Here is a 23,161-nt window from a genome sequence, read left to right on the forward strand (position 1 = left end):
GCTGTCCGTCATCTCGCGCTGGCAGCCGCCATACGCTATCGTTGACTCCTCGGCACAGGCGTACGCGCCTTTGCCGCCGCCAACCTACGCCCGCCGGGGCCTTGTTCGATCCCATGCAAGCCAACAGGAAATCGAGCCACCCGCTGGCGATGTCCCTGCGCTGGCAATCCTGAATCTCAAGAGACATCCATGAGCCACATCCTGCTGATCAACCCGAATACGTCGAGTGCCACCACGCAGATGATGGTCGAGATCGCGCGCGCCTGGTTCGCGCAGGCCATGGCCGCGCCGCCGGCCGTGGTCGGCGCGACGGTCTCGCGCGGGGCGCCGATGATCATCGATGAAGACGACCTTGCCGTCGCCGCCGAGGCTATGTGTGATGCAGACATGCTGCGCCTGGCCGGCGGTGCCGACGGCGTGATCGTCGGCGCCTTCGGCGACCCCGGCATCGAGGCCCTGCGCGCGCAGCTGTCAGTGCCGGTGGTGGGTATCGGCGAAGCCTCGATGCACGCGGCCGCGGCCGGGCGGCGGCGCTTCGGCATCGCCACCACCACGCCGCGGCTGGCGGCGTCGATCAGCGCCAGCGTGCGCCGGCAGGGGTTGGACGAGCTGTTCACGGGCACGCGCTTCACCGAGGGCGATCCGCGCGCGCTGGGCGGTGCGCCGCAGCAGCAGGAAGACCTGCTGGCGGGCGCAGTCGATACCTGCATCCGAGCCGACGGCGCGCAAGCCGTGATCATCGGCGGCGGCCCGCTGGGCGAGGCCGCCCGAGCGCTGGGCCAGCGCTTTCCGATTCCCGTCATCGGCCCGGTGCCGGCGGCGTGCGCGGCCATGTCGCGGGCGCTGCGCTATTGCCCGGCGGCGTAAGCCGGCCCATGGGGACAACAAGGAGCTGGGTCGCGCCAGCGTGCAGGCGCGGGTAGGCTAGGCCACCCGGGTCGGCCGGCGGGCCTTCATCGCCGAGGGCCGTACCTGTTGCAGCGCGCGCAGCGACTGCAGCGCGTCCTCGACCGCCTCGATGCCGTCGCGCAGGCGGCCGATGGCATAGCCAAGGCGGCTTTGCGCATCGGCGTCAGGGGTGGAAAGGTTCTCTAATGCATCGACTTCCGCCTGCATCTGTCCGACCAGGCGGCGCAGCTGGGATGTGCTGTGCGAGGCAAGTGACCGAATCGCCATCGTTGGGTCCTCCTTGCAGTGTCCGGGTGTTCCCGTCCTGTGTAACGGTAAAGGCGACACCAGAACTTCGCCAGCGCTGTTACGAAATCAGCACGGCAGCGCCGCCGTGGCCCGGTCCGCCTATCGCGGATGTTGGGCTATAGTCACCCGATGGAATCGGAACACAACCCTCTGCGGCCGGCATCCGCCGGCCTTCCGGACGACGCCACCGCCGCCAGCCCGGCCGAGGCCGACGCGCGCCACCGGGCTGGCCGGCGCAGCACGCTGGTCAGCGTGGCCGTCAATATCGGCCTGACCGCCGCGCAGGCGGTGGCCGGTGTCATCTCTGGCTCGCAGGCGCTGATCGCCGACGCCGCGCATTCCCTCTCGGACCTGCTGTCCGACTTCGTGGTGCTGCTGGCCGCCTGGCAGAGCCGCAAGGATCCGGACGCCCACCACCAGTACGGCCACCTGCGCTTCGAGACCGCAGCGTCGCTGGCACTCGGCGTGCTGCTGCTGGCGGTGGGGGCAGGCATGCTGTGGGCGGCGGTGGACAAATTGCAGCACCCGGCCAGCCTGCAGCCGGTGCAGCCAGTGGCCTTGTGGGTGGCGCTGGTCGCGCTGGTGTCCAAGGAACTGCTGTTCCGCTACATGCTCGCGGTGGCGCGGCGCGTGCGCTCGGGCATGCTGGTGGCCAATGCCTGGCATGCGCGCTCGGATGCGGCCTCGTCGCTGGTGGTGGCGCTGGGTATTGGCGGCAACCTGCTGGGCTACCACATGCTCGACCCGGTGGCGGCCATCGTGGTCGGGCTGATGGTGGCGCGCATGGGCCTGCGTTTCGGCTGGGATGCGCTTAACGACCTGATGGACCGCGCGGCCGACGAGGAAACCGTCGCGGCGATCCGCGCGACCATGCTGGGCACGCCCGGCGTGCTGGGCCTGCACGACCTGCGCACCCGCAAGATGGGCGACCAGGTGCTGGTTGACGTGCACCTGGAGATCGATGCCGCGCTGACGGTGGCGCAGGGGCATGCGATCGCGGTCGAAGCCCGGCGCCGCACCCTGGAGAACCATCACGTGCTCAACGTGATGACGCACGTCGATCCCGTATACATGGGCAGCCAGGCCAGCGCTGCCTGAGCCCGGCCTGTGGACATCTTTGCCGGTTGCTGGGGATAACCGGCCGGACAAGCTGTGGCCCGCCTGGGGGCGCCTTGTGGGACGTATACGGATAACTCAGACGCCCGCACTGCCGACGTATACGTGACTGCCGCGCTATCCCGGCGAATCAGGGTTATCCCGCAGTGGTTATCTTTGCTGCAAGTCCCTGAGCCAAAAGGGGAAAGGTGACTTATCCACGGCCTGATGCCTGGTTTACCTACTACTACTATGTTTACATACGTAAACAATATTAAAGACATAGACAGGACCGTTGCGCTGTTCGCATTGGCCTGACGTTTACGCGGGCCATGGCGCTGGTACGCCGGCGTATACCTGGCGCGCCGGGTATACGTCCACGCAACGCTAGCGCGGCACCTTGAACACCTTGCGTGCAGCCAGTACCTCGGCACGGGTCGTGCAGCCTTCCTGGTGGTCATTGACCAGCCCCATCGCCTGCATCAGCGCGTACATGGTGGTGGGACCGACAAAGCGCCAGCCGCGCTTCTTCAGGTCCTTTGACAGCGCCGTGGATTCCGGCGAGGTCGCCATGGTTCGCAGCACCTCGGGTGTCAGCACTTTGGGCCGGCTGGCCGGATCGGGCTCGAAGCGCCAGAAGTAGGCGGCCAGCGATGATTCCGTCTCCAGCAGTTCGCGGGCCCGCTGCGCATTGTTGATGGCCGCCTCGATTTTGCCGCGGTGGCGCACGATGCCGGCGTCGCCGAGCAGGCGCGCAATATCGCGCTCGCCGAAGCGCGCCACCTTTTCGATGTCGAAATTGGCAAATGCCTTGCGGAAGGCCTCGCGCTTGCGCAGGATGGTCAGCCAGCTCAGGCCGGACTGGAAGCCTTCCAGGCACAGCTTCTCGAACAGCCGGCGGTCGTCGGCGACCGGAAAGCCCCACTCGGTGTCGTGGTAGTGGCAATAGTCCTCCAGCGTGCCGCACCAGCCGCAGCGCACCGCTGCTTCCTTCTTGCTTGTCATGGGTACATGTTCCCTGTTGAAAGTCCCGCACGCCGGCCAGGCTCTCGCCGACCGGCGCATTTGCTGCGATCATGCCCGCACCTGAGAGATTGCGGAAGGCTGAAAATGGACATGCGATTGACAACCCTGGACGAAGACGGATGGGAGCTCGACGACGCCGAGCCCATCGCCGCCGCCCATCCCGAGACCTTCTGGATGCCGCCGCGCGAGGAGCGTGATGCACTCGCACCCGGCCAGCTGGTCAAGCTGATCTTCCGCATCCTAGTCGCGGACGAGACGGGCAGCGAAGAGGTTCACGTGGAGCGGATGTGGGTGATCGTTACCGGGCGCGAGGGCAGCCTTTATACCGGCGAGCTCGATAACCAGCCGTATTGCACCGAGGAGATGAACCCGGGCATGCCGCTGTGCTTCGAGGCTCGGCATGTGATCAATATCCACCGGGACGAGCACGAGGCGAGCTAGGTTGGGTTGTCCGCGCGCACTGTTTGGTTCGGCGCCAACCCAATAAGGCCAGGCCAGGCTCAGAAGCTGACCGCCAGCCCCAGCGAGACGCCCGACACGTTGTTGCCGAACACATAGCGCAACACTGCCCGGATCCGCGTGACAAAGACCTCGTGCGCGCTGGTGTCCAGTTCCAGCCCGGTGCCGAGCGTGGTCAGGTAGTTGAAGCCGAGGATGCCGGCCTGGCTGCCAAGATAGTGCGAATGTGATAGCTCAAGCACGTATCGTACCGGCCGGTCGAACGCATGCATCCCGGTCGGGGCCCGCCAGCGCGCCCACAGGTTGGCGGTCTGCGCCGTGGCCGTGCCCGTGACCGCGCTGGACGTGCCGCCGAAGCTCTGCAGGTGGATATTGGTGTAGCGCAGTTCCACGTCGATCTCGTAGTTCTCGCGGTAGTGCTCCCAGTCCAGCATCACCGACCCGCCCAGCCCGTAGGCATTCAGGCTGCCGCCGTCGAGGAAGTTGAGCTGGCGGTCGGTGACCTGCTCGACCGCGAACTTGCCGATTGACAGGTCGCTGGAGACATTGCCGAGCGAGGCGTTGAAGATCGGCCGGAACACCAGTTCCTTGTTGGCCGTCAGCGGAAAGTCCCAGCCCACGCCGATGGTGCCGGAGAAGGTGTTCCAGCGGGTCGGGATGGCGCGGGATTCGGCGCCATTGGTGGCAATGAAGGTGGGATCGTAGCGGCTGTAGGCGACGGCGCCTTCCAGGTAGAGCGGGAACGACTTGCTGATGGTGAAGCCGCCGCCCAGCTGCGACATGACGATGCCGGGATCGTCGGTGCTGGTGTTGTTGATCGACAGCGAGCTGGAGGTAAGGTCCGGCACCACCGAGTACGCCATCAGCGACAGCACCGCGTTGGCGTGCCGCTGCACATTGGCCCCGGCCAGGCGCAGTCCGGGCGCGCTCTGGGCATGTGCCGCGCCGGCGGCCAGCAGCGCCGCCGCGCCCATGGCGGCCAGGGCCGCCCGCCAAAGGGGCCGCGAGCGGCGGCTAGGCGCGGGGTGGAACCGGCGGTGTCGCTGGCGTGCGGACATGGACAATCTCTGTGCAGTCAGTGCCGCTGCGCGCTGCCGTGCGGCAATCTCCCGCGCATTCTAGCGGCGCAGGATTGTGAGGGAGCGTCGCGCGAAATCTTTCAGATCGGACTGCTGCCGCCTTAAATCGGCGCGGCGCCGGTCATGCGGCCGGATGGCGCCGGGTCGACGGTCCGGAGGGCGGGGAGGGCGGCGTAGCCGGCATGGCCGGATGGGTGGGCGCCGGCCGGCGGCGCGTGAGCCACAGCAGCAGCGCACTGGCGGCCCAGCCGGTCACGAACACGGTGTCGCCGGCATGGTTCAGCCAGGTTGCCGCAGCGGGCGTGCCGGCCAGCGATGCCAGCAAGCCGGCCGGCAGGCGCGCCAGGATCCACAGGGCGACGGCGGGCACGCTGCCGTAGACGCCCGGTTGCCACCAGTGGGCCAGGAAGGGAGGGTGCCGCCCGGGGCGGCGCGGGATGCGCGGTACCACCGAAGTCTCCGGCCACGCATGGCGCGCGGGGCGTGCCGGTGGCATCAAGGCGTTGCAGGAGCCCCGCCCGACGACACCGCCGGGGGCTCACGGTTGCATCATAGGCCGATCGCCCCTGGCTGCGTTGCCGGTGACCGAGGCGCTGTGTGCGCCACGCCACGCTGGGCCCGGCCGTTCAACTTTTTTGCACGACGTGTCCGCAAATGGCGCCCGTGCCCAGCGCGGATCTTTGCCAAACTGGATGCAGGTACACAAACAGTTTGAAGGTGGTCCTGCCATGCTTCCCTCGCTCTACATCTCCCACGGTTCCCCGATGCTCGCCATCGATCCCGGCCCCACCGGCGCCGCCTTTGATGCGCTGGGCGGGCAACTGCGCACCCGGCGCCCGCGCGCGGTGCTGGTGATCTCGGCGCACTGGATCTACAGCACGCTGGCTGTCTCCAGCCGCGAGCGCCAGGAAGCCTGGCACGATTTCGGCGGCTTCCCGCGCGAACTGTACGCACTGCGCTACGACGCCCCGGGTTCGCCGGCGCTGGCCGGGCGGGTCAAGGCCCTGGTCGAGGCGGCAGCGGTCCCCGGTGCCGGGTTTGTCGGCCAGGACGACGAACGCCCGCTGGACCACGGCGCCTGGATGCCGATGCGCCACTTCTTCCCGGATGCCGACGTGCCGGTGGTGCAGCTGGCGCTGAACCCCTACCTGTCGCCCGCAACGCAGATCGAGATCGGCCGCGCGCTGGCCCCGCTGCGCGACGAGGGCGTGCTGGTGCTGGCCTCCGGCAGCTTCACGCACAACCTGCAGGAAGTGTTTGGCGGCGGCCGGCGCGACCAGCATGGGCCGCAGGCCGAGCCGTATGTGGAAGCCTTCCGCGACTGGATGGCGGAAGCCCTCGACGAGGCCCTGGCCAGCGGCGATACCAGCCGCATTGCCGACTACCGCGCCCAGGCGCCGTATGCGCGCCGCGCGCACCCGACCGACGAGCACCTGCTGCCGCTCTTCGTGGCGCTGGGCGCGGCCTTGGGGCCGCAGGCTGCCAGTGGCGCAGGGCCGGCGCCGGCCAGCGTATCGCGGGTTGCCGATGAGGTGACCTATGGCGTGCTCGCCATGGACAGCTTCGTGTTCGAGGGCCTGGGCGCCGGCGCGCCGCTGCGCGCGGCGGCCTGACGCGCCTTACCGTTCGGCCGGGGCGCGCGCCGGCAGGTAGCGCCGTGCCGAGCGCGCGCCCGCAAGCGCGATCCAGCCCATGGTCAGCGCCACCAGCGCCAGCCCGATGCGCAGGTTGGACAGGTGCGCGACCCCGCCGATCAGCACCGGCCCCAGCAGCAGCCCCAGGTAGGCAAAGCGCGCCACGCGCGAAATTGCTTCGGCCGGCGCCACGCCCGGCAGCCGCGACGCGGCAACGAAGAAGATCGGCACCATATTGGCCGCGCCCAGCCCCATCAGCGTAAAGCCCGCCAGCGCGGCTAGCGGCAGCGGCACCAGCAGCGCCAGCGCAATGCCGCCAAAGCCCAGCCAGGCACTGCCAGTCAGCGTGGCGCCGTCGCCCAGGCGCGCGCGCAGGCGGTCGCCGCCGAAGCGTCCGCACGCCATCCCGCCCGAGAACGCAGCGTAGCCCAGGCCGATCCAGCCATCGGGCGCCTGCGCCACGTCGCGCATATAGACGCTGGTCCAGTCGTACATCGCGCCTTCGCCGACCAGGCCCAGGAACGCCAGCAGGCCCAGCAGCCACAGCGCGCGCACCGCGTGGTCGCGGTGGTGGGCCGCCGATGGCAGCACCGGATGGTCCGACAGCAGCCCGGGCAGCGTACCCAGCGCCACCGCCGCGGTCACGCCTGCCATCATCGCCGCATGTGCCAGCGGCGCCACGTCCAGCGACAGCATCAGGCCGCCCGCGCCCGCACCGGCCATGCCGCCCAGGCTGAACATGCCGTGCAGCGCCGACATCACCGGCCGCGTGCGGCTGGACTCGACCGTGGCGGCCTGTGCGTTCATGGCGACATCGAAGGCCGCATTGGCCATGCCGAACGCCACCAGCGCGGGCAGCAGCAGCCAGAACGACGGCATCGCCAGGATCGCCACCGTGGCCAGCGCAAACAGCAGCCCGCCCGTCATCGACGCCCGTGCGCTGCCCGCGCGCGCCACCCAGCGCCCGACCGGGCCCATCGCCAGGATGGCGCCGCCGGCCACGGCCAGCATCGCCAGCGACAGCATCGCGTCGGACAGGCCGAAGCGTGCCTTGATGGTGGGAATATGCACGCCCCACGTGGCAAAGGTGGCGCCATTGACGAAGAACAGCGCCATGGTGCCGCGCGTGGCGCGCGACACCGCGGCCGGCAAGGGCGCGGAAGCCGTCGGGGAGTGCGGATCAGGCATGGGAGGGTGCGGCAGGCGGGGCAGCGGTGCCCCTGCAAAAGCCGTCATTGTCCCGCATCGGCGTGAGGCGGGTATGACAACGCCGTGCTACCGGCCGGCGCCATCCACGCGCAGCAGTCCGCGCCGGTGCAGCGCGTAGCCGAAGGCCAGCAGCGCGCCCAGCGCCAGCGCCACCATCACCCACAGCATCAGCCAGTAGCCGCCGGCGGCACGCCACAGCAGCGCGCCCAGCCACGGCGCGGCGGCCTGCATCAGCAACACCGGCGTCATCATCAGGCCGTTGAGCGTGGCGTAGTGATGGCGCGAGATCAGTTCCGGCATGGCCATCGCGCGCAGCATGGTGTTGACGCCGTTGGCGCAGCCGTACAGCACCGCGGCCACCATCAGCCAGGCGCCGTGCCCCAGCGCAAAGCACAGCAGCCCGGCGCCCATCAGCGCATAGACCGGCAGCGACAGCCGCACCGGGTGGCGCACCCCCGCGCGCATCATCAGCATGCGGCCCGCTACCTGGGCCGGGCCGATCAGCGCCGCCACTACCAGTTGCTGCGCCACTGGCATGCCCTTCTCCGTCAGCATCGGGATCAGGTGCGCGCCCAGCAGCGAGGCCACCACCGCGGTCGCGGTAAAGGCCAGCACCACCGCCCAGAACACCGGCTGGCGCAGCGTGGCGCGGGCAATGTCGCGGCTGCCGGCCTGGCCGTCGGCGGGGGTCATGCCGGAATAGGTGGGATGCAGCGCGTAGCGCATGCGCGCGTGCAGCGGCGCGCAGACCAGCAGGTTGAGCGCGGCGAAGCCGATCAGCGTCGGGCGCCAGCCCAGATGGATCACCAGCCATTGCGCCAGCGGCACGAAGATCGTGCTGGCAAAGCCGGCCATCAGCGTGACCACCACGATCGGCTTCTGGTACTGGTCGCCATAGGCCTGGCGCAGCACCACGAAGGCGGGCTCGTACAGCGTGGTCGCCATGGCCAGCCCGATCGGCACCCACATCAGCAGGAACACCGGCTGCGACGGCGTCCATGCCCACAGCAGCAGGCCCAGCCCGGCCAGCACCGAGCCCGCGCCCATCACCTTGCGCGCCGGCGCGCGGTCCAGCAGCCGCCCCACCGCGAACGAGCACAGCGCCCATACCAGCAGCCCCAGCGAATAGCCGCCCGCCAGGAAGGGCTTGGACCAGCCCAGGCTGCGGATCATGGGATCGATGAAAACGGTGAAGGCGAAGAACAGCGTGCCCCAGGAGATGGTCTCGGTCAGGCCGAGGATCCAGACCAGCCGGCGCGGCGGCGTAGCGGGGTGCGCGGGTCCGGTGCGTGCCGGGCTGGCGTCTGAGTCGGTGCTGGCGGCGTCCGCGTCGGAGCTGGCTTCTATTGTTGTCATGGCGGGCCCGGCGGGGGTAGTCGCCATAGACGGCGGCGCGTTGGGCCAGTCGGAAATTGTAGCGATCCCGCGCGCACTGCGCGCACGGGGCACGCGCGTTACTGTGCGGTCACCGGCGCGGGCGGTCCCTTGAGCTCGACCACGTTGCCGTCCGGATCGCTCACATAGAGCGACGGTCCCTTGCCTTCGGCGCCGAAGCGCTGCGCCACCTCGCCGGCGTCCACGCCATGCCGCGCCAGGTGCGCCCGCACCGCGTCGGCATCGAACGGGTCGATGCGCAGGCAGAAATGGTCCAGGTTGCGGCCCTGCGCTCCCGGTCCGGCGCCGCCGGCGCGGCCGAGCGGGCCGTCGAGCGCGACCAGGTCGATCAGCCCGCTGCCCGCGCGCAGCTGCGTCAGGCCCAGCTCGGTTTGCTCGCGCTCAACGCTGCAGCCGAGCACCTCGACATAGAAGCGCCGCAGCGCGTCCACGTCGGCGCTGCGCAACACCAGGTGGTCGATGCCCAGGATGCGGAACATGGCGGCCTCAGTGGTGCAGTCCGTCGTAGTCGATGACCTTCAGGCTGTCCAGGTCGACATTGTCCAGGCAGCGCACATTGACTGCGGCCATCGGCTTGCCGTCCTTGTCCTGCCCGTCCGCATACGGACCGCAGCCGCACACCGGGCAGAAGCGGTGCGCGATCTTCATGGTGTTGAAGCGGTAGGTGGAGGCATTGCTCTCCGGCGTTTCCAGCTTGAACGTCGCGCGCGGCACGAACCACAGCAGGTGGCCGCGCCGGCGGCAGATCGAGCAGTTGCAGCGGATCACGCTGGGGATGCCGTCGGCCTCCACTTCGAAGGCAATGGCGCCGCAGTGGCAGCTTCCGTGGAAAGTCATGTCGTCTCCTTGAGGTCGGTCCGGCGTGCCCACTAAATATCTGGAATCAGTCGTTTGCCCAGGCTGACCACTTCATCGGGCGCATAGCCCAGCTTGTCGTAGAAATCGATCACGGCGCGGTTGCCTGCGCGTACCAGCAAGTTGATCTTGGGGCAGCCCCGCTCGATCAGCAACTGCTCGGCATGCGCCATCAGCATGCGCCCGTACCCTTTGGCCTGCAGGTCGGGCTGTACCGCCAGATAGTAGATCCAGCCGCGATGCCCGTCGAACCCCACCATGGCAGTGGCGACGGGTCGGCCGTCGATGTCGCCGACCAGAAACAGTTCAGGCTGCTCGGTCAGCTTGCGCGCGATATCGCGCTGCGGGTCGTTCCACGGACGGGTCAGGCCGCAGGCCTGCCACAAGGCAATGACGCAGGATTGGTCTTCCGGGCGGAAAGGACGGATCAGCATGCTTGTTGGTGCGCCGCAATATGCCGGCACATTGTTAGCTTTTTGACAGTGTAGCGCCGCTGCGGGTGCCACAATGCCTGCAAGACATGACGAGACGACGCGCGGCCATCGCGCACGCTGCCACCAAAGGAGACCCGCATGAGCGACACCCACGCGCCTGCACGCGCCACCTTCAGCCATATGGAACACGGAACCCGCGAGGACTGGGCCGCCATCTCCGCCGAGTTCATGCCGTTCGCGCGGGCGCTGCCGGATCGCGTGCTGGCGCACCTGCGCCTGCTGGATGGCGATTGCGGCGGCTTCCCCGTGGACCGGCTCACGCATTCGCTGCAGACCGCGACACTGGCGCACCGCGACGGCCAGGACGAGGAATACGTGGTTTGCGCGCTGCTGCACGATATCGGCGATACGCTCGGCAGCTTCAATCATCCCGACATTGCCGCCGCCATCCTCAAGCCATTCGTCAGCCCCGAGAACCTGTGGATGGTGGAAAAGCACGGCGTGTTCCAGGGCTACTACTTCTTCCATCACCTCGGCCTGGATCGCAACCTGCGCGAGCAGTACCGCAGCCAGCCCGAACTGTTCGAGCGCACCGCGGAGTTCTGCCGCAAGTACGACGGTGCCGCCTTCATGACGGACTACGACACGCTGCCGCTGTCGTTCTTCGAGCCGATGGTGCGGCGCGTGCTGGCGCAGCCGCGCAACTCGATGTATGTGAAGCCGGGAGAAGCGACGCTGGCACAGCCCTGAAAGCACAACGGCCTCGCTTCATGCGAAGCGAGGCCGTTGTGTCATGCCATGGCCAGTCAGGCCGCGCGCTGCGCCGTCTCCGGATGGCGGAACTGCTCCAGCAGCTTCGCCCAGCGCCCGCGTACCGCCTTCAGGTTGTTTTCCTTCACATGCCCGAAGCCGCGGATATCGTCCGGCAGGTTCGCCAGTGTGACCGCGGTGTCGTAGTTGGCCGCATTCAGGCCCGCCACCAGCTCATCCAGCAGCGCGCGGTACTCGCCGATCAGCGCGCGCTCGGTGCGGCGCTCATCGGTCTTGCCGAAGATATCGAACATGCCGCCGCGCAGGCCCTTCATCTTCGCCAGCAAGCGGAACAGCTTCATCGTCGACGGCCCGAACTTGCGCTTGACCAGGTGGCCCTTGTCGTCGCGCTTGGCGTTAATCGGCGGCGCCAGCCAGAAGTTGAGCTGGTAGTCGCGGCCCGGCTCGCCTTCAAACTGGGCGCGCAGCTTGTCCAAGAAGACAGGGTCGGTGTAGAGCCGCGCCACCTCATACTCGTCCTTGTACGCCATCAGCTTGGCCAGGTTGCGCGCCGCGGCCTCGGTCAGCGGCAGGGCCTTGCCGCTGCCAGCCAGCGTGCTCTCGGCCACGCGCACGCGGTCGATGGCTTCGCGATAGGTGCGCGCGTACGCGGCATCCTGGTAGGCCGTCAGGTGTTCCATGCGCCGGCCGATCAGCTTCTCCAGCATCGCGCCGCTCGAGGTCGGCAGCTTGACCACTTCCGCGCCTTCGGCGGTGTTCTTCAGCTTGCCGGTCAGCGACAGCACGTGCTCGGGGTCGTGCGCCATATGCCGGCCCCAGTCGAACGCGGCCTTGTTCTTCTCGACAGCGACGCCGTTGAGTTCGATGGCGCGCTCCAGCGCCTGCAGCGTCAGCGGGATCCAGCCCTTCTGCCAGGCATAGCCGAGCACCAGCGGGTTGGTGTAGATCGCGTCGCCCAGCAGCGCCACGGCGAGACCCGAGGCGTTGATGAACTCGCACTTCTCGCCCACCGCGGTGCGCACATCCTGCTCGGCCGACAGGCCGGGGAACTGCCACTTCGGGTTTTTGATGAAGTCGGCGGTCGGCGTCTGCGCGGTGTTGACCACGGCGCGGGTGCGGCCGGCCTGGGTCTTGGAGATGACTTCGTCGGTGGCCGACACGATCGCATCGCAGCCGATCACCAGGTCCGCCTCGCCCATTGCGATGCGCGTGGCATGCAGGTCGTCCGGGCGCGCGGCCAGCTGCACGTGCGACAGCACCGCGCCGCCTTTCTGCGCCAGGCCCGCCATGTCGAGCACGGTGACGCCCTTGTTCTCCAGGTGCGCGGCCATGCCGAGCAGGCCGCCGATGGTCACCACGCCGGTGCCGCCCACGCCGGTCACCAGGATGCCGTAGGCGCGGCGGATCGGCGGCAGCTCAGGCTCTGACAGCGCGGGCAGGGTGTTCATCGACACGCCGTGCTGCTCGGGCTTGCGCACCTGCGCGCCTTCGGCCGTGACAAAGCTCGGACAGAAGCCGTTCACGCACGAGAAGTCCTTGTTGCACGACGACTGGTTGATCTGGCGCTTGGTGCCGAAATCCGTTTCCAGCGGTTCCACCGACAGGCAGTTGGACTTGACCGAGCAGTCGCCGCAGCCTTCGCACACCGCGTCGTTGATAAAGGCGCGGCGTTGCGGATCCTCCATCGTGCCGCGCTTGCGGCGGCGGCGCTTCTCGGTGGCGCAGGTCTGGTCGTAGATCAGGATGGAGCAGCCCGGCACCTCACGCAGCTCACGCTGCACGCTGTCGAGCTGATCGCGGTGATGGATGGCGATGCCTTCGGGCAGCTTGATCGCGCCGTTGTACTTCTCCGGCTGGTCGCTGACGATGACGATCTTCTTCGCGCCTTCGCTATGCACCTGCCAGGCGATGTCCCGCACCGACAACTGGCCGTCCACCGGCTGGCCGCCGGTCATCGCCACCGCATCGTTGTACAGGATCTTGTAGGTGATGTTGACGTTGGCCGCGATCGACGCGCGGATCGCCAATAGACCGGAGTGGAAGTAGGTGCCGTCGCCCAGGTTGGCGAACACATGCTTGTCGCCAGCGAACGGCGCCTGGCCGATCCACGCCACGCCTTCGCCGCCCATCTGGCTGAAGGTGCTGGTATTGCGGTCCATCCACACCGTCATGTAGTGGCAGCCGATGCCAGCCAGCGCGCGCGAGCCTTCGGGCACATTGGTCGAGGTGTTGTGCGGGCAGCCCGAGCAGAACCACGGCTTGCGCTCCGCCGTCACGCGCGGCGTGGCCAGCGCCTTTTCCTTGGCCTCGATGATGGCCAGGCGCGCGGTGATGCGCGCGCGCACGTCGATCGGCAGCTCGAATTTGTCCAGCCGGGTGGCGATGGCCTTGGCGATGATCGCCGGCGACAGCTCATAGTGCGCCGGCAGCAGCCAGTTGCTTTGCGGGATCGACCATTCGCCGCCCGCGTTGTCCTTTTCGTCGAACTTGCCGTAGACCTTGGGGCGCACGTCGTCGCGCCAGTTGTACAGCTCTTCCTTTAGCGCGTACTCCATGATCTGGCGCTTCTCTTCGACCACCAGGATTTCCTGCAGGCCTTCGGCAAAGGCGCGCGCCCCATGCGCCTCCAGCGGCCACACGCAGCCGACCTTGTACAGGCGGATGCCGATCTGCGAGCAGGTGGCATCGTCCAGGCCCAGGTCGGCCAGCGCCTGGCGCGTGTCCAGGTAAGCCTTGCCGCCGGTCATGATGCCGAAGCGCGCGTGCGGCGAATCGATTTCGATGCGGTCGATCTTGTTGGCCCGCACATAGGCCAGGCCCGCGTACCACTTGTAGTCGAGCAGGCGCGCTTCCTGTTCCAGCGGCGGGTCCGGCCAGCGGATGTTCAGGCCGCCCGGCGGCATGATGAAGTCGTCCGGCAGCACGATCTGCACGCGGTGCGGATCCAGCTCCACCGAGGCCGACGATTCCACCACGTCGGTCACGCACTTCATCGCCACCCACAGGCCGGAGTAGCGGCTCATGGCCCAGCCGTGCAGGCCGTAGTCCAGGTATTCCTGCACGTTCGACGGGTACAGCACCGGCAGGCCACAGGCCTTGAAGATGTGCTCGGACTGGTGCGCCAGCGTCGAGGACTTGGCCGAGTGGTCGTCACCGGCCAGCACCAGCACGCCGCCGTGCTTCGACGATCCCGCCGAGTTCGCGTGCTTGAACACGTCACCGGTGCGGTCCACGCCCGGCCCCTTGCCGTACCACATGCCGAACACGCCATCGAACTTGGCGTCCGGATACATGTTCACCTGCTGCGACCCCCATACCGAAGTCGCGGCCAGGTCCTCGTTGAGGCCAGCCTGGAACACGATATTGTGCGCGGCAAGGTGCTTCTTGGCCTTCCACAGCGACAGGTCGAGCGCGCCCAGCGGCGAGCCCCGGTAGCCGGAGATAAAGCCGGCGGTGTTCAGCCCGGCGGCGCGGTCGCGCTCCTGCTGCAGCATCGGCAGGCGTACCAGGGCCTGCGTGCCGCTGATATAGATGCGGCCACGCTCCAGCGTGTATTTGTCTTCGAGGGAAACGTTTTCGAGCGCGCGGCGGATGGCGTCGCTGACCGGGGAGGTCAGGGGGGCATTCATAGGTGCTCCTCTATGGGCGTGCTGTCGGGATCACCGACACCTACAGTTGTGGGCGACCGCCTCATGACCTCTTGTGAAGGTGTTGGACGGTCGTGTCTCTGCGCGGCATGGTAGCACCGCCACAAAATCGGCGGTACCTTGCAATGCAGCACAAAGCGTGCCCGCCGTGCCCGTGATTTCCCGTATGGACAGGGGTTCGCGTGTACACTGCGTTGCATCGAGATGGCCCGTGCCGCTGCCGGGCTGCCTGCGATGCGCCACATCTGCACAGCCAGCCTGGTGCAACCTGATTTCCGATTGCCGTCCTGATGCACGCATGGGACGGGCAAACCAGTGACTACCTGAACATGACCAATTCCCCCCGCCAGGGCACCGCGACCCTGGCCGTGCTGATCGATGCCGACAACGCGGCGCCCGCCATCGTCGAAGGCCTGCTGGCCGAGGTCGCCAAGTATGGCGTGGCCGCCGTCAAGCGCATCTACGGCGACTGGACCCGGCCCAACCTGGCCGGATGGAAGGAGCGGCTGTTGTCGCACTCGATCCAGCCGATCCAGCAGTTCCGCTACACCGTGGGCAAGAACGCTACCGACAGCGCCATGATCATCGACGCCATGGACCTGCTGTACACCGGGCGCTTCGACGGCTTCTGCATCGTTTCCAGCGACAGCGACTTCACCCGGCTGGCCTCGCGCATCCGCGAGCAGGGGCTGACCGTGTACGGCTTTGGCGAGCGCAAGACCCCCAAGCCCTTTGTCACCGCCTGCGACAAGTTCATCTACTCCGACGTCCTGCGCGCCGATGCGGATACGGAAGGGACCGAAGGCGTCGACGGGGCTGCCGCGCCCACGCGCAAGCGCAGCACCGGCGAGCTGCGCCAGGATTCGCGCCTGGTGCGCCTGCTGCAGAGTGCGGCGCAGGCGGTGTCGGACGAGGATGGCTGGCTGACGCTGGGCAGCATGGGCAACCACATCGCCAAGCAGGCGCCGGAATTCGATTCGCGCAACTACGGGTACGGCAAGCTTTCGGAGCTGGTGCAGGCCACCGGCCTGTTCGAGGTCGAGACCCGCAACGGCGGCAACAACAAGACCATCTGGGTGCGCCTGAAGAAGCGCGCCAAGGGCGGTGGCGAGGGCGATGGCCGCGGCCAGCAGCAGTCGCAACCGCAACAGCAGCAGCGTCCGGCGCAGCCTGAAGCACGCCGCCAGCCGGCACCGGCGCCCGTGCCCGCGGATCCGCCTGCGCCCGCCGTGGCCCAGCCAGAGGCGGCGCCTGAGCCTGTGCCAGTGCGCGAACCCGAGATCGAGCTGTCTGTCGTCGCCGCCGAAGTGGCCGAGCCGGCGGCGGAGGCAGCGCCGCAGGCTGAGTCCAAGGCCCGCCCCGCACGCAAGCGCGCCACGCGCCGCCCCGACGTGACGCTGAGCGAAACCCCGTGGCCGATCGACCAGTCGATCTTTGCCGCGCCGGGCACGACAGTGCTGTCGGCGCAGGTTGAAGCGCAGCCAGAGGCCCAGCCCCAGCCGGAGGCAGCCGCTGCCGAGGCGGCGCCCGCCCGGGCACCGGCCAGGAAGACGCGCAAGCGCCCGGCCAAGAAAGCGGAGTGATGTGGCTGGCCGGCGCCATGCCGGCCCTGCCCGCCAAAGAAAACGCCGGCTTCGCGCCGGCGTTTTCTTTGGCAGAGGTCCTTACCGCACCAGCTGGTTGATCTCGATGATCGGCATCAGCACCGCCAGCACGATCAGCAGCACCACCACGCCCATGGTCAGGATCAGCAGCGGCTCCAGCAGGCTGGTCAGGAACAGCGTGCGGCGTTCCAGTTCCTGCGCCTCGCCCTGCGCGGCGCGGTCCAGCATCACCGGCAGATTGCCGGTGGCCTCGCCGGAGCGGATCAGGTGCACCAGCACTGGCGGGAACTGGTTCTGCGCCGCCAGCGCGCGCGCCAGCGAGGCGCCTTCGCGCACGCGCGTGTTGGCGTCTTCCACGTTGGCGCGCAGCGCCTCGTTGGTCAGCGTCTCGCCCGCCGCCTGCAGGCTGCGCAGGATCGGCACGCCGGCCGACACCAGGATCGCCAGCGTGCCGGCGAACCGCGCGGTGTTGTAGCCGCGGATCAGCTTGCCCAGCAGCGGCGCGGTCAGCAGCCAGCGGTGCCATTCCAGCCGCACCGCGGGCTGCTTCAGCACGCTGCGGATTGTGAACGCTGCCGCCGCCAGCACCGCCAGCGCTGCCCACCACCAGTTCCGGACGAAGTCCGACAGCGCCAGCATGATGATGGTCAGCATCGGCAGCTTCTGCTTGGTATTGGCGAACACGCTCACCACCTGCGGCACCACGTACGACAGCAGGAAGATCACGATGGCGAATGCCACCACCGTGACGATGGCGGGGTAGGTGAAGGCCAGCCGGATCTTGGAGGTCAGGGTGTTGCGCGACTCGATATAGCCCGCCAGCCGCTCCAGCACCAGTCCCAGGTGGCCGGAGTGCTCGCCGGCCGAGACCAGCGCACGGTAGATGTCGGGGAAGTCGCGCGGATGCTGGGCCAGCGCCACCGACAGCGAGCTGCCGCCCATCACCTCGGCGCGGATGCCGGCCAGCAGCTCGTGCACATAGGCGCGCTCGGCCTGGTCGGCCAGTGCCCCCAGCGCCTCGTCCAGCGGCAGCCCGGCCACGATCAGGCTGGCCAGCTGGCGCGTGAACAGCGCCTGTTCCTGCGTCGACAGCTTGCGCGCAAACAGCTGGCTGCCGCTGCGCGGCGCCAGGCCGGCACCGGCGAGCGGGTCGACGGTCAGCGGTGTCAGCCCGCGCGCGCGCAGCTGCGAACGCGCCTGGCGCGGGCTGTCGGCCTCGATCACGCCGCGGTCGGTCTTGCCGGCGGCGTCGGCGGCTTCATAGCGGAAGGCTGGCATCCGGGCGGCTCCGCTTTAGTCGCGCGTCACGCGCAGCACTTCCTCAAGCGAGGTCGCGCCGCTGTCGATCCAGCGCTGCGCGTCGCCGCGCATGGTGTGCATGCCGTGCGCCAGCGCCACCTGCTTGATCTCGGACTCCGGCGCCTGCCGGTGGATCATGGTGCGGATCTCGTCACCGACGGTCAGCAGCTCATAGACGCCCATGCGCCCCTGGTACCCGGACTGGCCGCACTTGTCGCAGCCCACCGGGTGCCACACGGTCTGCAGCGGCTTGCCCTGCGCGTGCAGCACCTCGGCCTCGGCGGCAGTGACCTCGATCACTTCCTCGCGCTTGCAGTGCTGGCACAGGCGGCGTACCAGCCGCTGCGCCAGCACGCCCAGCAGCGACGACGACAGCAGGAACGGCTCGATCCCCATGTCGACCAGCCGCGTCACCGCCGAGGCCGAGTCGTTGGTGTGCAGCGTGGCCAGCACCAGGTGGCCGGTCAGCGAGGCCTGCACCGCGATCTGCGCGGTTTCCAGGTCGCGGATTTCGCCGATCATGACCACGTCCGGGTCCTGGCGCAGGATCGCGCGCAGAGCCTTGCCGAAGGTCATGTCGATGCGCGCGTTGACCTGGGTCTGGCCGATGCCGTCCAGGTCGTACTCGATCGGGTCTTCGACCGTCATGATGTTGGTGGTGCGCGCATCCAGCCGCGACAGCGCCGCATACAGCGTGGTGGTCTTGCCCGAGCCGGTCGGCCCGGTCACCAGCACGATGCCGTGCGGCTGGCGGATCAGGTGGTCGAAGCCGCGCAGCGTGCCGGGCGCCATGCCCAGCTTGGCCAGGTCGAGCCGGCCTGCTTCCTTGTCCAGCAGGCGCAGCACCGCGCGCTCGCCATGGCCGGTGGGCAGGGTCGAGACCCGCACGTCGACCGGGCGCCCGCCCACGCGCAGCGTGATGCGGCCGTCCTGCGGCAGGCGTTTCTCGGCGATGTCGAGCTGCGCCATGATCTTGATGCGCGAGATCAGCGCGCCGTGCAGCGCCTTTTTCGGCCGCACCACGTCGCGCAGCGTGCCGTCGACGCGGAAGCGCACCACCGACGACGACTCGAACGGCTCGATATGGATATCCGAGGCGCCTTCGCGCGCGGCCTGTGTCAGCAGCGCATTGATCATGCGGATGATCGGCGCGTCGTCCTCGGATTCAAGCAGGTCCTCCACCGCCGGGATGTCCTGCATCAGGCGCGACAGGTCGACTTCGCCTTCGACCTCGCCCACCACCTGCGCGGCGCTGCCGGCGTCCTGGCGGTTGTAGGCATCGGCCATGGCGCGCTCCAGCGCGTCGGGCTCCAGCACGCGCAGGCGCAGCGCGCCATGCACGCGCGCGACCTCGGCCAGCGCGGTCGGAGAGGTGGCGCGGGTCACCCAGACTTCCAGTCCGTCAGGGCGCTGGTGCGCGACCAGCAGCGGCGCCTCGCGCGCAAAGCCGTACGAGACCAGCCGCGCCGCCATCGGCGAGGGCGGCTCCAGGGTCTCGGCCGGCGCGCTGGTGCCGGCGGGCAGGGCAGTTTGGACTTCGCTGGCCATGTCGGGGCTTAGTTCTGGAGCGCAGACTCGCCGCGCGGGTTCAGCGGCTGGGATGCGTTCGCCGGTGGTTGCGGCAGCTGCTGCGGTGCCGGCTGCATGGGCTGTGGCTGGCCCGGCACGCCGGGCTGCGGGGCATTCTGCGGAAGGGTCTGCTGCAGCGGCAGCGGGGCGGCAAGCGGACCGTTTGCACGCGGATCGACGAACGGCGTGGACGGGGCGTCGGCCGGCGGCAGCAACGGCGTGTTGGTATCACGCACCATGATGTTAGGCGAAACAAAGCCCTGCTGCTGCGCGCGCATATAGTCGTAGCGGTCCTGCGTCAGGCGGTCGGCGGCGCCGGCCGTGCGCATCACATAGGGGCGCAGGAACACCAGCAGGTTGGTCTTGGCGCGGTTCTTGTTCTCGTAGCGGAACAGGCCGCCGATCCATGGGATGTCGCCCAGCAGCGGCACCTTCTGCACGCCGTCGCCGTACGAGTCCTCGATCAGGCCGCCCAGCACGATGATCTGGCCGTCGTCGACCAGCACATTGGTCTCGATCGAGCGCACATTGGTGGTCGGGCCCTGGATCAGGTTGGCGGTTGCCTGCACCACGTTCGACGACTCCTGGAAGATCTGCATCTTCACCAGCCCGCCGTCGGTGATCTGCGGCTTCACCCGCAGCGTGATGCCCACGTCCTTGCGGTCGAAGGTCTGGAACGGCGTGACCGAGGCCGCGCCGCCGGTCTGGGCATAGGAGCCGGTGGTGATCGGGATGTTCTGGCCGATCAGGATCTTGGCTTCCTCGTTCTCCAGCGTGATCAGGTTCGGCGTGGACAGCAGGTTGACGCTGCCGTTGGAACCCAGCGCGCGCAACAGCGCGCCCAGCCCCATGGCCTTGTTGACGATGCCCAGGTTGAGGCCGCCGATGTCTTGCACCAGCCCCTGCGCCGCGGCGATGCCGGCGGTGCGGTTGCTGTCGGCCAGCGCCCCGGCCAGGGTCAGGTTCAGGATGTTCTGTCCGCCGGTGCCGAAGTTGGTGCCGGCAAAGACGTTGTTGTTGCCGCCCGGCGAGCTGATCAGGCCCTGCCACTGGATGCCAAGCTCGCTGGCCTGCGTGGAGGTCACCTCGACGATCATCGATTCGATGTAGACCTGCGCGCGGCGCGCGTCGAGGTCGTCGATGACGCCGCGCAGGTTGCGGTAGACCGGTTCGCTGGCGGTGATGATGAGCGAGTTGGTGGACGGGTCGGCCTGGATGATGCCGCCGGTGGTCGGCTGGGTGCTGGTGCCGAACGACGCGGCGAAGGCCGAGTTGCCATAGGCGCCGCCCGTGCCTCCGGACGCGCCGGTGCCGCCGCGCATGCCGGCCTGGGTGCCGGTGGCGCCGCCGGTGAACTGCCCGCCGGCAGGCGTCGAGACATTGGTCATGCCCGCCGCGCCGCCGATGCCGCCGGCCTGCCCGCCGGGCTGGGTGGCGCTGGCGAAGCTGCTGTCGGCGGCGACGATGGCGCGCAGCGTGGCCGCCAGCTTGACCGCATCGGCGTTCTTCAGCGGCACTACCCAGATATTGCCCGGGCGTGCATAGGGCTGGTCGAGCTTCTCGATCAGGTGGCGCGCCTGCTGCAGGCGCGCGCGGCTGGTGGCGCGGATCATCAGCGAATTGCTGCGCGGCTCCGCCACCACCGAGGTGCGCAGGCTGGCATCGGCTCCCGGTGCGCCGCCGCCGGCGGCGCCCGCGGCGGCGGGGTCGAGCAGCTTCTGCAGCACCGCCGCGGTATCGCTGGCCAGCGCGTGCTTGAGCGGCACCAGCTCGACCTCGCCCGAGGCCGGCGCATCGACCGCGGCGATGATGCGCGCCAGCCGGCGCAGGTTGTCGGCGTAGTCGGTGATGACCAGCGTGTTGTTGGCCGGGTAGGCGGTGATGGTGTTGTTGGGCGCGATCATCGGCCGCAGCACCGGCACCAGGTTGTTGGCCGATTCATAGTTCAGCCGGAATACCTGCGTCACCACCTGGTCGCCGCGGCTGGGGCTGGCGCCGATCACGGTGGGCGAGCCCTGCAGCTTGGCGTCGGCCTCGGGCACGACCTTGGTGAAGCCGTTGCTCTCGACCATGGCATAGCCCTGCATGCGCAGCACCGAACCCAGCGTCTGCAGCGCCTGCGCGCGCGAGACCGGCTGCTCGGTGACCAGGTTGACCGTGCCCTTCACGCGCGGGTCGATCACGAAGTTCTTGCCGGTGGCCTGGCCGACCGCCTTGATCACCGAATCCAGGTCGGCGTTGACGAAGTTCAGCACTACCTGGTCGCGGTTGGACGGCGTGATGTCGGGTGGCGCGGGCGGGGTGCCGGTGCGCGCGCCGGACTGGGCCCACAGCGGCGCGGGCGCCAGCAGCGAGAGCCCGCACAGCAGGGCCACGGCGCGGGCGCAGGCGGTATGGAAAACAGGTCGGATGGCGTGGGTTTTCATAGTCATTTCCGGGCGCTCCTGGATTGGCCTGGCATCAGAAGCGCAGCCTTGTCACATGGTTGTCTCGTCGTCCCAGCAGGCTCAGCAGGCTGGTCAGTTGGGTTGCCGCTTCGGGCTCGGCGTGCGCGGTGCCCTCGAAGCGCGCCTGCCGCCCCAGCGTGCCGCTGCCCTCCAGGTGCAGCGGCCCGGCGATGGTGCTCAGCTGCAGCTTGCCGCCGCCCTCGCCGGTCCAGTCGAGCTCGGCGCGGTAGCTGCCCAGCGGGCGCAGCCGGCTCACGGCCGACGACACCTGTTCGATGCGCAGCGTCATATGGCCGCTCATGCCCTGACCCGAAAAGCGGCCCTGCAGCGTGGACCAGTCCACGCGCATCAGGCCGTCCGGGCGCAGCGTATTGAACGGCGCGCCGATGCCTTCGAGCAGCGCCGCGGGCAGCCGCATGGCGCCTGCCTGTGCGCTCCAGCCGCCGGGTGTCACGGTGATGGCGACCGGCGCGGCCATGGCCTCGGAGTGGCTCACCACCAGGCGCGCGCTGCCGCCCAGCAGCGGCCAGAACGCCAGCGTCCATTGCAGTCGGCCCGGCAGCACGGTCGCGGTCTGGCTGCCGGCGCCGGCCGACAGCGCCAGCGTGGCGCTGCCATGCCAGAGCGAGCCGCTGGCATCGGCCAGCAGTACCCGTCCCTGCGTCTGCGTGGCCACGCGCGCGGCGATCCATGCCGCCGGCAGCATCGCCACCACGGTCACCGCGGCGCTCGCCAGGCCAAGCCCCAGCCAGCGCAGGCGCCGCCCTGCGGCCGGCTGGCGCAGCTTGCGGCGCGGCAGGCGCAGCGTTTCCAGCCGTACCATCAGCTGCGGCCGCCCGGACCCTGCAGGGTCGCGCTGACGTTCACCAGCGCCGTGGCGCCGACATAGACGATACGGGCGTCGATCACCTTCATGCGCTGCTGCTGGCGCACGTCCTGCAGCCAGCCGCTGACCGCGCCGAACGGCACCTTGTCCAGCTGCACCTGCACGCTGTTGTCGGCGCCGGCGGCCAGCCGGGTCGCCTTCAGGCCGTGCTGGCCCAGGCTGTCCTGCAGCGCCTGCGTGAGCGCGTCGCCGCGCAGCGCCGGCGCCGGCGTGGCCTTCAGGCCGCGGGCTTCCTGCGCCAGGGATTCCATTTCGGCCAGGTCGGCGCGCAGCTTGGGCAGGTTGCGCGCCAGGCGCTCGCGGCCGTCGGCGGCCGGTTCCCACAGCACCAGGTAGCCGATCACCAGCGCCAGCAGGGCGCCGCCGCCGGCCAGGATGGCCTGTTCGCGCGGGTTGCGCGCCGACCAGAAGGCGTTGAAGCGCTCCTGCCACGCCTGCGGCACGGACGGGCGCAGCCGCGCCAGGCGCGTGCGCAGCGCAGAGGTCGCGCCTGGCCGGCTGGTGCGTGGCGTCTGGCTTCGGGCTGTGTCTTTCATCGGATTCATGCTTGCTGGT

21 protein-coding genes are annotated in these 23,161 nt (G+C 68.9%); 6 read left to right on the forward strand and 15 right to left on the reverse strand.

The window, feature by feature from the left end:
• Positions 1–189: 189 nt before the first annotated feature.
• Entirely contained in the window at positions 190–867 is a 678-nt protein-coding gene (locus I6H87_RS08000) for an aspartate/glutamate racemase family protein (RefSeq protein ID WP_010813429.1), read from the forward strand.
• Between the two features lie 57 nt (positions 868–924).
• Here I6H87_RS08000 and I6H87_RS08005 read toward each other — a convergent pair whose 3' ends face one another.
• Positions 925–1,176: a hypothetical protein gene (locus I6H87_RS08005; RefSeq protein WP_010813430.1), complete on the reverse strand. Its 252-nt coding sequence runs from the start codon at positions 1,174–1,176 to the stop codon at positions 925–927.
• A gap of 150 nt (positions 1,177–1,326) precedes the next feature.
• Between I6H87_RS08005 and I6H87_RS08010 the strand changes: the two genes are divergently transcribed.
• Positions 1,327–2,295: a cation diffusion facilitator family transporter gene (locus tag I6H87_RS08010; RefSeq protein WP_011616193.1), complete on the forward strand. Its 969-nt coding sequence runs from the start codon at positions 1,327–1,329 to the stop codon at positions 2,293–2,295.
• A gap of 384 nt (positions 2,296–2,679) precedes the next feature.
• Here I6H87_RS08010 and I6H87_RS08015 read toward each other — a convergent pair whose 3' ends face one another.
• Positions 2,680–3,297, reverse strand: coding sequence for a DNA-3-methyladenine glycosylase I (locus I6H87_RS08015; RefSeq protein ID WP_010813432.1), 618 nt, complete (start codon positions 3,295–3,297; stop codon positions 2,680–2,682).
• A 105-nt stretch (positions 3,298–3,402) separates the two neighbouring features.
• On the opposite strand from I6H87_RS08015, the gene I6H87_RS08020 reads away from it, so the two are divergent.
• Complete coding sequence (locus tag I6H87_RS08020; RefSeq protein ID WP_010813433.1) at positions 3,403–3,759, forward strand: hypothetical protein; 357 nt, start codon at positions 3,403–3,405, stop codon at positions 3,757–3,759.
• A 59-nt stretch (positions 3,760–3,818) separates the two neighbouring features.
• On the opposite strand, the gene I6H87_RS08025 is transcribed toward I6H87_RS08020, so the two are convergent.
• Both I6H87_RS08025 and I6H87_RS08030 read right to left on the reverse strand, forming a co-directional pair.
• The gene (locus I6H87_RS08025; protein ID WP_011616192.1) at positions 3,819–4,835 is read right to left on the reverse strand and encodes a hypothetical protein; all 1,017 of its coding nucleotides are present in this window, start codon (positions 4,833–4,835) and stop codon (positions 3,819–3,821) included.
• Positions 4,836–4,977: 142 nt separating this feature from the next.
• Complete coding sequence (locus tag I6H87_RS08030; protein ID WP_011616191.1) at positions 4,978–5,352, reverse strand: hypothetical protein; 375 nt, start codon at positions 5,350–5,352, stop codon at positions 4,978–4,980.
• A gap of 232 nt (positions 5,353–5,584) precedes the next feature.
• Between I6H87_RS08030 and I6H87_RS08035 the strand changes: the two genes are divergently transcribed.
• The gene (locus I6H87_RS08035) at positions 5,585–6,469 is read left to right on the forward strand and encodes a dioxygenase family protein (RefSeq protein ID WP_011616190.1); all 885 of its coding nucleotides are present in this window, start codon (positions 5,585–5,587) and stop codon (positions 6,467–6,469) included.
• A 6-nt stretch (positions 6,470–6,475) separates the two neighbouring features.
• Here I6H87_RS08035 and I6H87_RS08040 read toward each other — a convergent pair whose 3' ends face one another.
• From I6H87_RS08040 to I6H87_RS08060, 5 genes are all read right to left on the reverse strand, one after another.
• Positions 6,476–7,678: an MFS transporter gene (locus I6H87_RS08040; RefSeq protein WP_041687557.1), complete on the reverse strand. Its 1,203-nt coding sequence runs from the start codon at positions 7,676–7,678 to the stop codon at positions 6,476–6,478.
• An 87-nt stretch (positions 7,679–7,765) separates the two neighbouring features.
• A complete protein-coding gene (locus tag I6H87_RS08045) occupies positions 7,766–9,055 on the reverse strand; it encodes an MFS transporter (protein WP_011616188.1) in 1,290 nt (429 codons plus the stop codon).
• A gap of 98 nt (positions 9,056–9,153) precedes the next feature.
• Entirely contained in the window at positions 9,154–9,573 is a 420-nt protein-coding gene (locus I6H87_RS08050; protein WP_010813439.1) for a VOC family protein, read from the reverse strand.
• 7 nt (positions 9,574–9,580) lie between these two features.
• Positions 9,581–9,931, reverse strand: a complete 351-nt coding sequence (locus I6H87_RS08055; protein ID WP_010813440.1) for a GFA family protein — start codon at positions 9,929–9,931, stop codon at positions 9,581–9,583.
• A 32-nt stretch (positions 9,932–9,963) separates the two neighbouring features.
• Positions 9,964–10,383: a GNAT family acetyltransferase gene (locus I6H87_RS08060; RefSeq protein ID WP_011616187.1), complete on the reverse strand. Its 420-nt coding sequence runs from the start codon at positions 10,381–10,383 to the stop codon at positions 9,964–9,966.
• A gap of 138 nt (positions 10,384–10,521) precedes the next feature.
• Here I6H87_RS08060 and I6H87_RS08065 point away from each other — a divergent pair, with 138 nt between their 5' ends.
• Entirely contained in the window at positions 10,522–11,133 is a 612-nt protein-coding gene (locus I6H87_RS08065) for an HD domain-containing protein (protein WP_010813442.1), read from the forward strand.
• 56 nt (positions 11,134–11,189) lie between these two features.
• On the opposite strand, the gene I6H87_RS08070 is transcribed toward I6H87_RS08065, so the two are convergent.
• Positions 11,190–14,783 (reverse strand): indolepyruvate ferredoxin oxidoreductase family protein, encoded by a 3,594-nt coding sequence (locus I6H87_RS08070; protein WP_011616186.1) that lies wholly within the window; start codon positions 14,781–14,783, stop codon positions 11,190–11,192.
• Between the two features lie 347 nt (positions 14,784–15,130).
• Between I6H87_RS08070 and I6H87_RS08075 the strand changes: the two genes are divergently transcribed.
• The gene (locus I6H87_RS08075) at positions 15,131–16,384 is read left to right on the forward strand and encodes an NYN domain-containing protein (RefSeq protein WP_011616185.1); all 1,254 of its coding nucleotides are present in this window, start codon (positions 15,131–15,133) and stop codon (positions 16,382–16,384) included.
• Between the two features lie 81 nt (positions 16,385–16,465).
• Here I6H87_RS08075 and gspF read toward each other — a convergent pair whose 3' ends face one another.
• Genes gspF through I6H87_RS08100 form a run of 5 tightly spaced genes read right to left on the reverse strand, consistent with a single transcriptional unit; the run spans position 16,466 to position 23,151 of the window.
• On the reverse strand, positions 16,466–17,683 hold the full coding sequence (gene gspF, locus I6H87_RS08080) for a type II secretion system inner membrane protein GspF (protein ID WP_010813445.1): 1,218 nt from the start codon (positions 17,681–17,683) through the stop codon (positions 16,466–16,468).
• Positions 17,684–17,698: 15 nt separating this feature from the next.
• Positions 17,699–19,252: a type II secretion system ATPase GspE gene (gene gspE, locus I6H87_RS08085; RefSeq protein ID WP_011616184.1), complete on the reverse strand. Its 1,554-nt coding sequence runs from the start codon at positions 19,250–19,252 to the stop codon at positions 17,699–17,701.
• A gap of 8 nt (positions 19,253–19,260) precedes the next feature.
• Complete coding sequence (gspD, locus tag I6H87_RS08090; RefSeq protein ID WP_011616183.1) at positions 19,261–21,699, reverse strand: type II secretion system secretin GspD; 2,439 nt, start codon at positions 21,697–21,699, stop codon at positions 19,261–19,263.
• A gap of 34 nt (positions 21,700–21,733) precedes the next feature.
• Positions 21,734–22,543, reverse strand: coding sequence for a type II secretion system protein N (locus I6H87_RS08095; protein WP_010813448.1), 810 nt, complete (start codon positions 22,541–22,543; stop codon positions 21,734–21,736).
• A complete protein-coding gene (locus I6H87_RS08100) occupies positions 22,543–23,151 on the reverse strand; it encodes a type II secretion system protein M (RefSeq protein ID WP_011616182.1) in 609 nt (202 codons plus the stop codon). Before I6H87_RS08100 ends, I6H87_RS08095 begins: the two co-directional genes overlap by 1 nt.
• Between the last annotated feature and the right edge of the window lie 10 nt (positions 23,152–23,161).

The sequence above is a fragment of the Cupriavidus necator genome (assembly GCF_016127575.1).
GTDB lineage: Bacteria > Pseudomonadota > Gammaproteobacteria > Burkholderiales > Burkholderiaceae > Cupriavidus > Cupriavidus necator_D.

Bases quoted from the DNA above. Each gene is read 5' to 3' on its own strand.
- I6H87_RS08000 (WP_010813429.1), top strand. From the start codon at position 190: ATGAGCCACATCCTGCTGATCAACCCGAATACGTCGAGTGCCACCACG.
- I6H87_RS08005 (WP_010813430.1), bottom strand. From the start codon at position 1,176: ATGGCGATTCGGTCACTTGCCTCGCACAGCACATCCCAGCTGCGCCGC.
- I6H87_RS08010 (WP_011616193.1), top strand. From the start codon at position 1,327: ATGGAATCGGAACACAACCCTCTGCGGCCGGCATCCGCCGGCCTTCCG.
- I6H87_RS08015 (WP_010813432.1), bottom strand. From the start codon at position 3,297: ATGACAAGCAAGAAGGAAGCAGCGGTGCGCTGCGGCTGGTGCGGCACG.
- I6H87_RS08020 (WP_010813433.1), top strand. From the start codon at position 3,403: ATGGACATGCGATTGACAACCCTGGACGAAGACGGATGGGAGCTCGAC.
- I6H87_RS08025 (WP_011616192.1), bottom strand. From the start codon at position 4,835: ATGTCCGCACGCCAGCGACACCGCCGGTTCCACCCCGCGCCTAGCCGC.
- I6H87_RS08030 (WP_011616191.1), bottom strand. From the start codon at position 5,352: ATGCCACCGGCACGCCCCGCGCGCCATGCGTGGCCGGAGACTTCGGTG.
- I6H87_RS08035 (WP_011616190.1), top strand. From the start codon at position 5,585: ATGCTTCCCTCGCTCTACATCTCCCACGGTTCCCCGATGCTCGCCATC.
- I6H87_RS08040 (WP_041687557.1), bottom strand. From the start codon at position 7,678: ATGCCTGATCCGCACTCCCCGACGGCTTCCGCGCCCTTGCCGGCCGCG.
- I6H87_RS08045 (WP_011616188.1), bottom strand. From the start codon at position 9,055: ATGACAACAATAGAAGCCAGCTCCGACGCGGACGCCGCCAGCACCGAC.
- I6H87_RS08050 (WP_010813439.1), bottom strand. From the start codon at position 9,573: ATGTTCCGCATCCTGGGCATCGACCACCTGGTGTTGCGCAGCGCCGAC.
- I6H87_RS08055 (WP_010813440.1), bottom strand. From the start codon at position 9,931: ATGACTTTCCACGGAAGCTGCCACTGCGGCGCCATTGCCTTCGAAGTG.
- I6H87_RS08060 (WP_011616187.1), bottom strand. From the start codon at position 10,383: ATGCTGATCCGTCCTTTCCGCCCGGAAGACCAATCCTGCGTCATTGCC.
- I6H87_RS08065 (WP_010813442.1), top strand. From the start codon at position 10,522: ATGAGCGACACCCACGCGCCTGCACGCGCCACCTTCAGCCATATGGAA.
- I6H87_RS08070 (WP_011616186.1), bottom strand. From the start codon at position 14,783: ATGAATGCCCCCCTGACCTCCCCGGTCAGCGACGCCATCCGCCGCGCG.
- I6H87_RS08075 (WP_011616185.1), top strand. From the start codon at position 15,131: ATGACCAATTCCCCCCGCCAGGGCACCGCGACCCTGGCCGTGCTGATC.
- gspF (WP_010813445.1), bottom strand. From the start codon at position 17,683: ATGCCAGCCTTCCGCTATGAAGCCGCCGACGCCGCCGGCAAGACCGAC.
- gspE (WP_011616184.1), bottom strand. From the start codon at position 19,252: ATGGCCAGCGAAGTCCAAACTGCCCTGCCCGCCGGCACCAGCGCGCCG.
- gspD (WP_011616183.1), bottom strand. From the start codon at position 21,699: ATGAAAACCCACGCCATCCGACCTGTTTTCCATACCGCCTGCGCCCGC.
- I6H87_RS08095 (WP_010813448.1), bottom strand. From the start codon at position 22,543: ATGGTACGGCTGGAAACGCTGCGCCTGCCGCGCCGCAAGCTGCGCCAG.
- I6H87_RS08100 (WP_011616182.1), bottom strand. From the start codon at position 23,151: ATGAATCCGATGAAAGACACAGCCCGAAGCCAGACGCCACGCACCAGC.